Source organism: Flavobacterium panici, assembly GCF_024499525.1.
GTDB classification, from domain to species: Bacteria; Bacteroidota; Bacteroidia; order Flavobacteriales; family Flavobacteriaceae; genus Flavobacterium; species Flavobacterium panici.
Map to the genome: position 1 here is coordinate 4,248,138 of NZ_CP100437.1, position 13,764 is coordinate 4,261,901.

Annotated in this window: 13 protein-coding genes; 6 read left to right on the forward strand and 7 right to left on the reverse strand. The window is 41.8% G+C overall.

Annotated elements, in window-relative coordinates; genetic code table 11:
* Positions 1-29 precede the first annotated feature (29 nt).
* The gene (locus tag NLJ00_RS17875) at positions 30-3,086 is read right to left on the reverse strand and encodes a DNA polymerase III subunit alpha (RefSeq protein WP_256634830.1); all 3,057 of its coding nucleotides are present in this window, start codon (positions 3,084-3,086) and stop codon (positions 30-32) included.
* 4 nt (positions 3,087-3,090) lie between these two features.
* Positions 3,091-4,272 carry a DNA polymerase IV gene (gene dinB, locus NLJ00_RS17880; RefSeq protein ID WP_256634831.1) on the reverse strand — a complete coding sequence of 394 codons (1,182 nt, stop codon included), beginning with the start codon at positions 4,270-4,272 and terminating at the stop codon, positions 3,091-3,093.
* Positions 4,273-4,695: 423 nt separating this feature from the next.
* On the opposite strand from dinB, the gene NLJ00_RS17885 reads away from it, so the two are divergent.
* Positions 4,696-5,142 (forward strand): response regulator, encoded by a 447-nt coding sequence (locus tag NLJ00_RS17885; protein ID WP_256634832.1) that lies wholly within the window; start codon positions 4,696-4,698, stop codon positions 5,140-5,142.
* 102 nt (positions 5,143-5,244) lie between these two features.
* On the opposite strand, the gene NLJ00_RS17890 is transcribed toward NLJ00_RS17885, so the two are convergent.
* The 4 genes from NLJ00_RS17890 to NLJ00_RS17905 form a co-directional block, all read right to left on the reverse strand.
* Positions 5,245-5,484: a DUF6965 family protein gene (locus tag NLJ00_RS17890; RefSeq protein ID WP_256634833.1), complete on the reverse strand. Its 240-nt coding sequence runs from the start codon at positions 5,482-5,484 to the stop codon at positions 5,245-5,247.
* 226 nt (positions 5,485-5,710) lie between these two features.
* Positions 5,711-7,702 (reverse strand): conjugal transfer protein MobC, encoded by a 1,992-nt coding sequence (gene mobC, locus NLJ00_RS17895; RefSeq protein ID WP_256634834.1) that lies wholly within the window; start codon positions 7,700-7,702, stop codon positions 5,711-5,713.
* 21 nt (positions 7,703-7,723) lie between these two features.
* On the reverse strand, positions 7,724-9,007 hold the full coding sequence (locus NLJ00_RS17900) for a relaxase/mobilization nuclease domain-containing protein (RefSeq protein ID WP_256634835.1): 1,284 nt from the start codon (positions 9,005-9,007) through the stop codon (positions 7,724-7,726).
* Positions 8,995-9,384 carry a plasmid mobilization protein gene (locus tag NLJ00_RS17905; protein ID WP_256634836.1) on the reverse strand — a complete coding sequence of 130 codons (390 nt, stop codon included), beginning with the start codon at positions 9,382-9,384 and terminating at the stop codon, positions 8,995-8,997. Before NLJ00_RS17905 ends, NLJ00_RS17900 begins: the two co-directional genes overlap by 13 nt.
* Positions 9,385-9,724: 340 nt before the next feature.
* On the opposite strand from NLJ00_RS17905, the gene NLJ00_RS17910 reads away from it, so the two are divergent.
* From NLJ00_RS17910 to NLJ00_RS17920, 3 genes are all read left to right on the forward strand, one after another.
* Positions 9,725-10,015, forward strand: a complete 291-nt coding sequence (locus NLJ00_RS17910; protein ID WP_256634837.1) for a hypothetical protein — start codon at positions 9,725-9,727, stop codon at positions 10,013-10,015.
* A gap of 205 nt (positions 10,016-10,220) precedes the next feature.
* On the forward strand, positions 10,221-11,735 hold the full coding sequence (locus NLJ00_RS17915; RefSeq protein WP_256634838.1) for a DoxX family protein: 1,515 nt from the start codon (positions 10,221-10,223) through the stop codon (positions 11,733-11,735).
* A gap of 92 nt (positions 11,736-11,827) precedes the next feature.
* Positions 11,828-12,115 carry a DUF6520 family protein gene (locus NLJ00_RS17920; protein WP_256634839.1) on the forward strand — a complete coding sequence of 96 codons (288 nt, stop codon included), beginning with the start codon at positions 11,828-11,830 and terminating at the stop codon, positions 12,113-12,115.
* A 73-nt stretch (positions 12,116-12,188) separates the two neighbouring features.
* On the opposite strand, the gene NLJ00_RS17925 is transcribed toward NLJ00_RS17920, so the two are convergent.
* Positions 12,189-12,698 carry an alpha/beta hydrolase family protein gene (locus tag NLJ00_RS17925; protein WP_256634840.1) on the reverse strand — a complete coding sequence of 170 codons (510 nt, stop codon included), beginning with the start codon at positions 12,696-12,698 and terminating at the stop codon, positions 12,189-12,191.
* Between the two features lie 175 nt (positions 12,699-12,873).
* Here NLJ00_RS17925 and NLJ00_RS17930 point away from each other — a divergent pair, with 175 nt between their 5' ends.
* A complete protein-coding gene (locus tag NLJ00_RS17930; protein ID WP_256634841.1) occupies positions 12,874-13,128 on the forward strand; it encodes a hypothetical protein in 255 nt (84 codons plus the stop codon).
* A gap of 12 nt (positions 13,129-13,140) precedes the next feature.
* Complete coding sequence (gene traK / locus NLJ00_RS17935) at positions 13,141-13,761, forward strand: conjugative transposon protein TraK (RefSeq protein WP_256634842.1); 621 nt, start codon at positions 13,141-13,143, stop codon at positions 13,759-13,761.
* The last annotated feature ends 3 nt before the right edge of the window (positions 13,762-13,764 follow it).

The window sequence follows — 13,764 nt, forward strand, 5'->3', positions numbered from 1 at the left end:
TTTTAAATATTTTACAATTAATAATTACGCTAATCCGCCATTTTATGCCTTGGCAGGTTGATTTCATGTTCCTGCGGGTAAGGCGCCCTGTGGGTCATACTGACATCTTCACGCAGTTTCTGCTGGGTCTTATACTTCCAGTCGTTCTCATGTTCATAGCGGGGATCGGGTATAAAAGGCATTTTGGCCATCTTGGTAACCGTAATGGTAGGAAAGTGGTAATCTACCTCGACAGTGCCTAATAACAGATAACAGCCGCCCCCCTGAAAAGGATAGTCTTTAAGGCTTCCCGTAAAATGGGCCGTGTCAAAAAGTTCCCCCTCTGCATCAATCCAGGTACCGAAATACATAGCGCCCATTTTAGTGGGTACATGCTTGCGGGAGATCAGATAAGCCAGCATACGCACCTGTTTTTTATGATGCTGCAGCAAGTCCTTGGCCATCACATCCCCCCTGAAACTGGTCTGCAGCAGGTCAAAAGGGGAACAGGATACAGGAAAGCCAAGAAGCTCGATCTCATCAAAAGCATCTTCGAACTGGGATCGCTCCAATGTGGGAAGCTTGAACTCCTTTGCAGGTTCCTGAAGGAGTTTCAAATTGCTGTCCCCAGGTTTGAAATTAACCAGCAGGAGCCTTGAGATTACCAGCAGCTGGTTTTTGGTTTTGCCTGTAAAATGAAAAGCCCCTATGAAAATCAGGATCTGAACCCCTTCAATCCCGATCGGAATACGGTTGATGAAATCTTCCAATGATTTATAATCCCCATTTTTTGACCGCTCTTCTTCGATCATAAAGGCCGTTTTGGATTCAAGCCCCTGCAGGTGCATAAAGCCCAGATAAATATCCCTGCCGTACACTGTTGTTTCATAACCGCTTTTGTTTACACAGGGAGTATGAATGATGCCCCCAGACATCCTTGCCTCATGCACATAGACTTCGGTACGGTAAAACCCGCCCTGATTGTTGATTACCGCCACCATGAATTCGATGGGATAATTTACTTTCAAATACAGGCTCTGATAGCTTTCCACAGCATAAGACGCCGAGTGTGCCTTGCAGAAGGAGTAACCGGCAAAGGACTCGATCTGTCGGTAGATTTCCTCACTGAGCGCCGCAGGATGACCCTGTGCGGAGCAGGATTCAAAGAAGTTATCCTTTACTTTCTGCAGCGCGGCTTTGGAGCGGCCTTTGCCCGACATAGCACGACGCAGGATATCCCCGTCAGCGGCAGGGAGCCCGCCGTAATGCAGGGCAATTTTGATCACGTCTTTCTGATAGACCATAATGCCGTAGGTTTCCCCAAGCTGTTCTTTGAACACCGGATGGAAATATTCAAATTTATCGGGATGATTGTGGCGGTAAATATACTCTTTCATCATACCAGACTGGGCCACCCCGGGGCGTATGATGGATGAGGCGGCCACGAGCGTTTTATAATCACCGCATTTCAGGCGGCGCAGCAGACCGCGCATGGCCGGGCTTTCGATGTAAAAGCATCCGATGGTTTTCCCCGCAGACAAAAACTGATTGCATAGGGCTTCATCCTTGGAAATAGAGGTATCACGGATATTGACCTGTATCCCTCTGTTTTTTTCAATAACCTTTACACTGTCATCGATATGCCCGATACCTCGCTGGCTCAGGATGTCAAATTTCTCCAGCCCGATATCCTCTGCGGTATGCATGTCAAAAAGCACAATTGGAAAGCCTTTAGGAGGCATTTCCAGAGGTGTATAGTTTGTGATGGGTTCTTCAGAAATCAGAATTCCGCAGGAATGCATGCTGCGCTGATTGGGGTATTTTTCGAGCATCATGCCATACTGCTGCACCTGTCTTACCACTTTGTTGGTGGGGTGCAGATTCATGGGATTTTTGGCCAGCGCATCGAGTTCTTCTTTCGGCAGTCCGAAAACCTTGCCGACTTCACGGAAGATGGAGCGGTATTTGAATTCCACATTAGTGCCGCAGAAGGCCACATGATCCGCCCCGTAACGTGAAAAGATATACTCCAGAATAACATCACGCTCTTTCCAGGACCAGTCGATATCAAAATCAGGAGGGCTTTTACGGTTCAGGTTCAGAAACCTTTCAAAATACAGATCGAGCTCCAAAGGGCAGATATCAGTAATGCCAAGACAATAGGCGATAATGCTGTTGGCCCCGCTGCCACGTCCAATATGCAGAAAGCCCCTGCTGTTGCTGTAGCGGATAATGTCCCAGGTGATCAGGAAATAGCCGCTGAATTCGAGCTGGTCAATTACTTTGAGTTCCTTGATCATTCGGACTCTGGCCTCGGTGTTGTCTTTTCCATATCGCCATTCGAGCCCCTGCTGGGCAAGAATAGTCAAAAGTTCAATATCTGTCTGGCGGCTTTTTGTATAATACTTTTTATTTTTAGGTGTGCTGAAATTAAATTCAAAATTGCACTTTTCTATAATGGACTTCGTATTGGCAGTGATCTGGGGATACTGCCCATAAAAGAAAAGCAGTTTCTCCAGCGGCATCATCACATCAGACTCCCTGCAGAAATCCTCGGGTTTAAGTCTGGAGCCCAAAACATTAAGATCAATGGCCCGCAGGATCTTATGGAGCTGGTATTCGATTTTGGTGCGGAATGTGACCGGCTGGAGCACCACCATTTTGTCCTGTCTATCTTTCCATTGGGATAATACCAGTTTCTGAAGCTGTTCGGGCTGGATACCGATATATTCATTTTCTTTTAATGCCTCTGGAGCATTTTCAAGGGGATAAACAAAGAAAGCATTAGAAATTTCAGGTGCAGACAAAGGCAGGGGACTCCCATCAAAATTATGTGTGGTCAGAAAGCGGTTCATCTGGGCAAGTCCCTGTGCATTTTTAGCCAGCCCGATATAACGCAACTGATGCTGGCAGCGGAATTCCATGCCTACAATAGGCTTAATTCCTGCAGTATCGCAGAGTTTTATAAACTCGTAAATTCCCGTCACAGTATTGATATCGGTCAGTGCCATGGCCTTAACACCCAAGGACACAGCCTGCTGCACCAGCTCTTCAACCGGAATAGTGCCGTAACGAAGTGAGTGGAAGGAGTGGCAGTTGAGATACATGGGATCAGGGTTTACGTTTTAAAATTTCATTTTTATTGTTGGGTTTAAAAGAGGCGCCTGCGCAGCGCATCACAGCGTCAAAGCCGTAGCGGTTTTTCATTCGGTCCATAGCCTGATAGAGCGCCAGCATTTCCTCTGTATCACTGAAAAGATCAATCTGATAGGTGCCCCTTACCAGTCCGCTGAAGCGGACCCCGATAAGACGAAGGCGCATTCTACGCTGGTAGAGCTTGTCAAATAAATCGGTTACGATCTGGGTCAGGATATGATCGGCAGAGGTATACTGAACCCGGCATTGTTTGGTCTCGGTATCGAAATTGGCATAGCGGATCTTGACCGTTACGGTCGATGTCAGCCATTGCTCCGAACGAAGCTGGTAAGAGAGTTTCTCCACCATGCCCAGCAGGATCCTGTTTAATTTAGGGATATCAATGGTATCCTGGGAAAAGGTATGTTCGGTGGAAATCGACTTTCTTTCCGTGTAGGGTTCAACAGGGTTGTTGTCAATTCCGTTGGCTTTTTTCCAAAGCTCGATTCCATTTTGGCCGATCATCCGCTGCAGGGCTTCGGCAGGCATTTCAGAAAGGGTCTGGATTTTCCTGATCCCGATGCGGGAGAGCAGCTGAAAAGTCTTGTCGCCCACCATAGGAATTTTACGGATGGAGAGTGGATTTAAAAAAGACTGCACCAAGTGTTCGGGTATTTCAAGGTTCTGTTTCTGTTTTCCTTCGCCTGTGCCGATTTTGGATACCGTTTTATTAATAGAAAGGGCAAAGGTGAGCGGCAGACCGGTTTCTTTTGTAATGCGCTGGGCGAGTTCATCGGTCCATTTGTAGCTGCCGTAGAATTTATCCATTCCGCTGATGTCAAGGTAAAATTCATCGATGCTGGCCTTTTCAACCACAGGTGCTTTTTCCTGGATGATTTCTGTAATATCATGGGAGAGCCTTGAATACAATTCCATATCGCCTTTCATTATCTTGGCCTGAGGACACAGCTTCATGGCCATATGGATCGGCATGGCCGAGCGGACCCCAAAACGGCGTGCTTCATAAGAGCACGATGCCACAACACCTCTCTCGCCGCCGCCGATAATCAGCGGAATGCCATGAAGTTCAGAATTGGTAAGTCTTTCACAGGAAACGAAAAACGTGTTCATGTCGATATGTACAATTGCCCTGCTCATAATCTATATCATTTTATACAGGTCAAAATTAGTGCAGATTAGAACAATTTATAAAAATTAATTGTTATTAATAATAACAAAGTTTGAAATTCCTTATTTTTCAATGCACCGCAAATTGCGTCAAAACCATCATGAAATGCCTTTATTAAGAATTTACGTTATTAGCAGATCAGTGCAGTTTTATTTTATGCATTGCCAGGAAGAAAAAACGAAACCAATACGCAGACCATGTCGAGGTGTGATGATATATAAATTGAGTATCCAACATTCGATTTTTTGAAAAAAAGGAAAAAGTGCTTATATTTGTAAGGCTGAACTGTTCCACAACTATTCGATCGTTTAACGATTTAAAGGCTGATTCTTTTTATAAACCTGTGCATATGAAGATATGTATTATCTTATTGCGCAATAAATTTGAAAGCCATGCCACAGCAACCAAGCTCAAAGAAAATTATTTATCTGGCAGATGACGATGAGGATGACAGAATGTTGTTTGCTGATGCGGTACGGGATCTGAATTTACAGGCTGTTGTCGTTGAATCGGCAGACGGGCAGCAGCTGCTCAATACCCTTTTTGAGGCTCAGGTTCTCCCTGAAGTGATTTTTCTGGATATTAATATGCCAGGTAAAAACGGTTTTGACTGCCTTACAGAAATACGAAATACAGAAGGACATCTTCGAAATGTGAAGATTATTATGCTTTCGACCAGCAGCAGCATATCCAATATTGAACTGGCCGATGAGCTGGGGGCAGATTTTTATGCTGTCAAACCCAGTACTTTTCAAGGGCTAAAAGATCTGCTGAGAAAGGTGCTGGATAATGACTGGGACAGAATAAGAAAGAACAGAAAAAAATTTCTGCGGGCTTAATATTATGATACTAAAAGACCAAGAAAACGATCCCCTTATAAACTAGAACATCCAGCTTCCTGAAGCTGTTTTTTCAGGACAAAAACTGCAGGCATTATTTCATTATTCAGGCCGGTTTTCAGCCGGAGTTTCCTGAGCAAGTGTCTTCCTGGTATGCAGATAAAAATCCTTAAGGTGCCACCAGGCCGGACACATTTCAAGAGAACCATTAAAATTACGTATGCCTATATAGCAGCTGTTTAGAAAAAGCTGGGAGTCTACAATTTTAGCCCAAGGTTTCCAATCCACTTCCTTAGGAGGAGGTGCAGTTTCAAAATAACGTTTTATTTCTTCAGGATTCATGAGGCAAAATTAACTAAATAGTTCAACAGGGGCAAGGCTTTGAACGGATTTTAGATATAAAATCCAATTGGTTTTTTCAATCTTTTTTCTACTATACTGACAGTTATTATCTTATCTGTCTTAATTCAAAAAAGAACAGCAGCAAGGCAGTCCGAAACAGCCAGAAACAGTTATGGAATACTGAGAGCAATTTCATTATAAAGGAAACAGCAAAGATCAAAATATTTTAAGATTTCTTTATTTTAACTATCAGGTGCCTGCGGTTCGGGTCTTGCGCGATAGCGTCTATTTCAGAATCTGCAAGATCCTGAATGTCCTTTTTTATCTGAATATAATTTCTATTTACCACACCATTCTCCAGGCTGCGGACGGGCTGAAAATCTTTATAGTTTTCCGTTTCCTTCTTCAGTGATTCATGATCGTTTAAAATTTCTGAATGGAATGTTTTAAGATCAATCCTGCAGTCCGGATTATCTGCTGTCATTCCGACAAATTCACCTGAGCTCAGCGATGCAATTTTAGAGGCAGGAACGGCAGATTCGAGCTGTCTTGAGCGGCTGATGGAAGTATCAGAACTGTTGATGGAAAGACTTTCTCGGTCCTGCATAATTTTTCCAAACCGTTCGGAAAGCTGTTTGGCTGTATCACCTGCAACCTGTCCTGAGATGATATTCCCAGTTATGTTCATAATCACTTCAGCCTGCTCACGTCCGTAATCTTTTTTAAGCTGGCTGAAATCCTGTATTCCCAAACAGGTACTTACTTTATTGCTTCTTGCAGTTGCAATCAGGCTGTCTATATTGTTTAGATATACGGTCGGGAATTCGTCAAATATCAAACTGCTTTTAAGCTTGTCTTTCTGGTTTACCTGTTTGATAAGACGGTTAATATACAAAGAAAGTACGGCTCCATAAGTCTGTATTTTCTGCGGATTATTTCCCATGCATACGATTTTAGGATCCCGTGGATTATTAATATCAAGCGTAAAATCATTACCACAAAGCACGTAATAAAGCTGAGGAGAGGAGAGCCTTGACATGGCAATTTTAGCTGAAGCAATTTGTCCCTCAAGCTGCTTTGAGGCCTCATTAAGATATGCGCTGACAAAGGGATTGATCAGCACCTCAATTTCTTTTTCAGATCTAAGCAGCGTAAAGAGATTGTTATATTCCAGCTGCATGAGCTCAATCACATGCGGAAGGGTGCAGAACTCGCCGTTATTGTATTTTCTCAGGTACCAGATTACAGCTGTCAAAAAATTGATAGGCGATTCAACAAAAAAATCACCCTGTTTTTTGATCCATTCCCGGTTGAGCCCCAGAAGTATTGTGCGGGCAGATTCAGCGGCATCGGTTATGTCTGTCATGGATGACGGCTCCAGTGGATTGCATCTGTGAGAGCGGGTGAGATCATCAAAGTTAATGACAAAAAACCGAGGCCTGCGGATATATAAATGCCTGTATCTCAAATAGGCATCATAGGCGATTTTGGTCAGGTCGTCAAACTTAAAATCATAAACAAACATGGCAAATCCTTTAGAGATATGCTGGGTGATAATATGACGGATAACAAAATAGGATTTTCCTGATCCGGGCGAGCCGCAGACCAAAAGGCCCCGGAACGGGTTTATGATATTAATCCAGCTTTTTCGGACCTTGTCCTTAAGGTGATACTGCGCCGGCAGATTAATGGAAAATTCATTATGCAAGAGTCTTTCTTCCTGTGGAAATGTTTCATTTTCCCTGTTGAAAATATCGCGTCCTTTTAAAGTCCTTCTTATTATTCTGCTCAGCAGCGTGCCTCCGGTAATTACCATCAGAAAACCTGTGGAGGTCATAAAAATATAGACAGGAAAGGAAGATGAATCCTCAAAGCCCAGCTGCAGTACAAAGCTGCTTCCAAAATATAAAACCAGCCCTGGAAAAATAAAATATAAAGCTGTTTTTAGTGCAAGCTTTTCGTCTTTACGGCCCCTGGTACCCAAAAGGGAAATCAAGACCAAAAGCAGTGCTATAAGTTTTGACTTATCAAAGAAACTGAAGAGCCCTGTTTTATAGATATTCTCCAGAATACGGTCGCTGAATTTAGATGAGAATCCTGCTTCAGCAAAAATGCTGTAGCCATAATAATAAAGATGAATACCCAGAAGTGCGATACTCATCAGCCGGGTCATATCCAAAATTTTTCTCAGTGCCTGTTCATTTTCCCCTGTCTGCATTACTGTGATTTTTAGCGTTGATTAATTGTTTGAGAGCCCTTTTCTTTTTCTGTTTTTCTTCTTTTTCCTGAATGCCGCCGGGACATAGCTGCCGGGATATTCCCTTTCGAAAAGCCTGCTGATGAATTCCTGCAAAAGCGGGGCATGCATATTATTTGAAACTAGGATATCCTGTATTTCAAGAAGTGTCCTAACGGCGGGACTGCTTCTGAATTCAGCAGAAAAAGCAGTATTTGGAAGATCTGATTTCGTGTTTCTGCAGCTCTTTGCTATTGAGGCAGCTGAGAATTCCTTTCCCAGTTCGCTGCCGTTGCATACCTGTTTTGAAATATGGTCCACATAGGTAAGCCCATACAATGTGCCGTTTTGGGCGAGCCGCTGAACCATTGTAATACCCTGTGCTTCCAATGCCTTGGAAAGTTCCTTGAGGGACGGCTTTTCAGAATCAAAAACAGAGCGTACCGCATTTTTTATCCTGAGGCCGGGTCTTGCGTTTTTGAGCCTGTTTTCCTCAAATTTTTTCTCCAGAAATTTAAGGGTCGGCCTGTTGTAAAAATCACTGGCTTTGATAGGAACACCGGTCTGTTTTCCATCTGTATCCATTATGCGGTAGACGAGGCCTCCGCCTTTAAAGACCCTTGAGTTTTCCGAGCCCCTGTCAGCCGTTACATTATAGAGGTTCAGAACAGCATTGAGCTGCGGCAGGCTTTTATACTGATAGGTGTCCAATACAAAATCCAGAACCTGGGAAACTGCTTTTTTAGACTGTATCTTACCATATTTTACCATAGAGGGAAGAATGGGCGGCAGTGCGCAGGCAATCTGTTTTTCCCTTCCCTGCGCCTTTACAAGATTAAAATCTTTTTCAATTTTTATGCGGGCATTCTCAGACTGGTTGCGTCCGATATTCTGCATGTCAATTCTTCTGCCGTCAGGTCTAACTTTTACTGAAATGATATGAACATGGGGGTGGGCGGCATCAAAGTGCTGATATACCAGATAGGGCTGCTGTCCGAATCCGATTTGAGTCATATAGGCGTTTGTGATATCCATTAATTTTTCCGGGCTCAGATCCTTTTCAGAAGGATGGAAATTAAGCGATATGTGAACACTGCCGCGCTTTACATTTTCATTGAGTTCCAATCGACTCAGCAGCAGATTTATTTTCAGTGAACTGCTCAGATCCTGATGGTCTGCGGGATAATTTTTTTCCCCGATGCAAAGGGCATTACCATGAGAAACTTTGTTTTCATTGTAGTGGAATATGCGGCGGACAGACTGTCCGGTCCTGATTACTGCAACCATTTTTCTCCAAGTTTTAAAACACAGTTTTTTATTTTTTCTATGGAATCCAAAAGCCTTTCTTTCTGTATCTGCGATACAGAAATCCATTCCCTGAATTCAGGGATCTGCCGCAGGTTGTGGAGTTTTTTGACTTCCTGATTATAATTGTTTCCCAGGGCATTCAGATCAGCCCGAAGCCTGCTGATTTCTACAATAAAATCATCAACAGACTGGTTTCTGTATTTTAAGATTACGGGTTTTCCAAGCATGTTTTTTCTGGCAAAATCACTGAGTTTTGGACACAGTGATTTTTCAAATCTTCTATGCAGAAGATCCATTTCATTTGGCGTCAGCCTAAGGTGGATCCACTTGGTACGGTTTGCATTTTTCTCTTTCATCTGCTTTCATTTTCATATCTGAAACCTGTTTTTTCTTTAAAAAATCTCTGCCGGCGAGTTCCGAGCCAAAAGGGCAGCCAGATAGCGGTTGTGATACAACCGGACATCTGGCCGACTGCAGGAACAGGGCAGTCTTTCAGCTTTTTTAAATAAAGGGGACAATACGGATTAAATCACCATAATCCAGGAATGGACGGAATATCCCTTCAACTTTTAAAGCCGTTACGAAATTAGCGAAGCCTTAAAGGATGTACAATCATCGCCAGATTTTGACGTGAATAATATCAGAGGATATTTCTAAGTTTACATCAAGATATTATTAATATAAAACGCTGAAATTATGATTACAAAAAATGATGTTTCCAAGGTGTATGATACCGTGCTGAGCATACCTGGAATGAATGAGATTGTGAGGATTGATTTGAAAATTTCACGTAAAAATGTACTGCTGCTGACCCATGTAATCGGCAGGGGAGCAGACTTGAAAGATGATGACGCGGGACTGCTGGCAAGTGTCTCTGAAGAAGGGTTACAGAATCTTAAAAACCTATCGGAAGAATGTCTGCAGAAAGCAGGTCTTGTGGAACTCAATCAAAAATTAAAAACGCTCAGCGAAGCGTGCAGAACCTAACAAGGAAAAAAAAAGAAATTGCGGCTGGCTGATAAATTTAAATCAGGCAGCCGTTTTTTATTTAAAAAAAAGAGAATTGAAATTTGGCACGTTTTATAAAACTTTTGGCTTGTTTTTGATAACTCATTTCTTAAGCTGTACATCTAATTTTGTACATAATTATTTACTTATTTAATTAAACAGAAAACCTCTAATTTTTTTGGCTATGAAATTTCACTTCAATTTTAGAAAAATTATTATAGAATTAATTAGTTTGTTATATATACTGTTATTTGTTTATGCGGGCTTTAGTAAAGTTCTTGATTTTGAGAATTTTCAGGTTCAACTGGGGCAGTCGCCGCTGCTTAGTGCTTTTGCACATTGGGTATCCTGGGCGGTAATTGCTGCAGAATTTATAACGGCTTTACTGCTTGCTTTTCCCAGAACCAGGACTATTGGACTTCATGCAGGATTTTGTTTAATGACAATGTTCAGTGCCTACATTTTTATCATATTAAACTACAGCTCCTTTGTTCCCTGTTCCTGCGGAGGTATACTTGAGAAAATGAGCTGGGAGATGCATTTGGTGTTTAATATTGTTTTTGTGGTGCTTGCAGCAGCCGCAATTTTATTTAACCCGGGCGGAGAGGTACTATTGAAGAGGATTTCAAATCCAGTACTCCTGCTTATATCCTTCATTTCAGGTACTGCTTTGGTAGGAGTTTTATTTCTCACTTCTGAGAAGATTATGCATTATCAAAACCCCTTCATACGACGTTATCCGCACCATCCTGTTGCATTGGAAAAGACTGTTGATTTAAAATACAATTCTTATTATTTTGCTGGAGATGGGAAAGGGAAATTATATCTTGGAAATACTACTGTTCCTTTAAGCCTGCTGGCATTTGATGAGAAAATGAAGCAGCAAAAGATAAGAATCGGACTGGGCAGGGAAAGCTTTTTTTTTAAATCAATCAAAATAGCGGTTCGCCCTCCATTTTTCTACATTTTTGACGGAGGTGTTCCCGTTATATTCAAGGGACAGACTTCAGACTGGAAAGCCGCATTGCTGAATCCTGCTCCCCCTTATTTTAATATTGCCGTACCAGCTGACAGTACCTCCATAGTATTCAGGGGAACCAGTTCAAAAACAAATAATAATGTTATTGGGGTATTCGGATGGGGAAAACAGGCAGGGACCGCCCTGGCTCCGCAATTGCTGCAAAAACAGATAGATGGAGTTTTTGATGTAGACGGAATGCTTCATTACAGTACTGAAATGAAAAGAATGATATACCTGTATACCTATCGAAATGAATATATAGTCGCAGATAAAAACGGGATGCTGGATTTCAGGGGACATACAATTGATACCATATCCCATGCAAAAATAAAAGTGGCTTACCTGAAAGGAAATAAAGAACGGGCGATGGCAGTCCCTATACTGAATGTGAATAGGACCAGCAGTATATGGAGACATTTCCTCTTTGTAAATTCCAATGTACCGGGCAAATATGAACCAAAAGAGTCATGGAAAAATTCTTCTGTAATTGATGTTTATGACCTTAATAAAAAATCCTATGTATTCAGTTTTCATATTGACGGGATAAAGGGAAAAAAACTTCGGAATTTTTACGTGGTTTCTGACAGGATCTTTGTTCTTATAGATACAAAACTGACTGTTTATAAATTCAGCAGTGAACTGAACAATAAAATAAATGGCGCAGCAGATTCAAATTGATGATGCGTTGAAAAATATACCGGCGCCGGTATCAGGAATCAGATCGAAAACCTGTATAAAAAAGTAGATCATTTAATTTAAATTTTTACATTATGAAAACAACAATTTTAAAAAAAATGATGCCTTTTGCAGTTTTTGTATTGGGCATTACAGGAGCTTTTTTTACTGTCTCTATGCAGAGCAGTGCAAAAGCTGAAGTACTTCCCATAATTGGTTACGTTGATGCCCTGAACGGTGGAAGCCCGTGTGATATTCCTGTAGACTGTGATACAGAAACAGGCGATATCTGCCGCCAGTTTGATGACAGCGGCCCTGTGGCTAAAGCAAAGTTTCCAAATGAAAGCACAACTTGTTCAAGAGAAGTGTACCGTCCTGAGTAATTTTAATTTTTAACATTTAATAAGTGCAATGCAGTTCCATAGGAACTGCATTGTTTTGTAAAAAAGCAGCCGGTTATTTAATGCCTTCTTTTATCCATGCAGCGGGTGCTTCATCTTTTAAATAATAATCAAACCACTGGTGCAGACGTATGGAAAGATCTTTCTGGTTTGCAGGGTTATTAACTGTATGTCCTTCCTCGGGATACACTGCCATAATATGCTGTTTTTTAAGACGGCGCATCGCCACATAAAATTCTATACTCTGCTCAGGATGTACTTCTTTATCACTGCCCCCGGTCCACGAAAATAAAGGTGTTGTAATATTCTTTACATGCTCAATAGGAGAATTTCTATTATAGCCTGCACGATCCTCATACAATGACTTCCCCATCCGCCACTGCTGGCTCTCTAAACGCCATATATCAGGTTTTCCAGAGGCTGTTCCAATTGATAAATAAAAGCTTGTCAGATCCGTTATAGCCGAACCAGCTACTGCAGCGGCAAACAGACTGGTCTGAGTGATAATAAAGTCCGTTTCATATCCGCCAAAGGAATGTCCTATTAGCCCGGCAAGATATATCAATATTTACCTCTGGCTTCCCGTAGCTAATATTTTTGGAAGCATCATAGGGAAGATTCAGGAACTAATGCTCAAACTGGATCTTTCACAGGTACAGTCAACTGGAGACACTTTTTTCAGCAGGACTGATATGGCATATCTCATTTTTATGATTATAGGAATCATTGGATATTTTACCGTGCCGTCAGTAGCTAACTATATTGTTCATGCCGGAGGAGGCAGTGCACTGGGACAGAAAGTAACCAGCATGTTCGGCAGCTCAGCAACTACTGCTGTATCCAAAACGTCGCAGGGAGCGGGAATGGTTTTGGATGCGATGGGCAACGCTGATGCAAGAATGACCAGCAGTATGGCAGCTACAGCAGGAAGCAGTCCCTATTTTTTGGAAAAGGGAAATTATATGAATGATAAACTTAAAGGTAATTCAAAGTAATCTAAAAAGAGCATGTTCAGCAAAACGAAAAATATCGATACAGCATTCCAAAATGTGAGAGGATTTACAATGCTGGTGATTGCGGGATGTGTCATTATCAGTTGTTACGCCCTGTACAAAAGTTTTGAATCTGTAAAACTGATGCAGAACAAGGTATATATACTGGCAAATGGAAAAGCATTGGAAGCGTATGCTTCAGAGCGTAAAGATAATGTATCTGTGGAAGCAAGAGATCATGTAAAGACCTTTCATAAGTTCTTTTTCACCCTTGATCCTGATGATAAAGTAATTAAAGCCAATATTACAAAAGCGCTTTATCTGGCTGATGACAGCGCTAAAAGGATTTATGATGACCTTAAGGAAAACGGTTTTTATTCGGGAATTATCTCTGGGAATATAAGCCAGACCATTCAAATAGACAGTATTACTATAGATATTAAAGAGTATCCGTACCGATTTAAATGTTATGCAAATCAAAGTATTATCCGCACAACAAGTATTTTAAAAAGGAATCTCATTACAGAGGGCAGCCTGAGGAATGTATCTAGAAGTGATAATAATCCTCATGGCTTTCTAATCGAGAGATTCAATACGGTTGAGAACAGGGATCTGGCAGTGGAAAACAGAAAATAACAG

What these genes read in the sequence shown, in the direction of transcription:
- NLJ00_RS17875 (WP_256634830.1), bottom strand. Translation starts at nt 3,086, where the DNA reads ATGTATCTCAACTGCCACTCCTTCCACTCACTTCGTTACGGCACTATT.
- dinB (WP_256634831.1), bottom strand. Translation starts at nt 4,272, where the DNA reads ATGAGCAGGGCAATTGTACATATCGACATGAACACGTTTTTCGTTTCC.
- NLJ00_RS17885 (WP_256634832.1), top strand. Translation starts at nt 4,696, where the DNA reads ATGCCACAGCAACCAAGCTCAAAGAAAATTATTTATCTGGCAGATGAC.
- NLJ00_RS17890 (WP_256634833.1), bottom strand. Translation starts at nt 5,484, where the DNA reads ATGAATCCTGAAGAAATAAAACGTTATTTTGAAACTGCACCTCCTCCT.
- mobC (WP_256634834.1), bottom strand. Translation starts at nt 7,702, where the DNA reads ATGCAGACAGGGGAAAATGAACAGGCACTGAGAAAAATTTTGGATATG.
- NLJ00_RS17900 (WP_256634835.1), bottom strand. Translation starts at nt 9,007, where the DNA reads ATGGTTGCAGTAATCAGGACCGGACAGTCTGTCCGCCGCATATTCCAC.
- NLJ00_RS17905 (WP_256634836.1), bottom strand. Translation starts at nt 9,384, where the DNA reads ATGAAAGAGAAAAATGCAAACCGTACCAAGTGGATCCACCTTAGGCTG.
- NLJ00_RS17910 (WP_256634837.1), top strand. Translation starts at nt 9,725, where the DNA reads ATGATTACAAAAAATGATGTTTCCAAGGTGTATGATACCGTGCTGAGC.
- NLJ00_RS17915 (WP_256634838.1), top strand. Translation starts at nt 10,221, where the DNA reads ATGAAATTTCACTTCAATTTTAGAAAAATTATTATAGAATTAATTAGT.
- NLJ00_RS17920 (WP_256634839.1), top strand. Translation starts at nt 11,828, where the DNA reads ATGAAAACAACAATTTTAAAAAAAATGATGCCTTTTGCAGTTTTTGTA.
- traK (WP_256634842.1), top strand. Translation starts at nt 13,141, where the DNA reads ATGTTCAGCAAAACGAAAAATATCGATACAGCATTCCAAAATGTGAGA.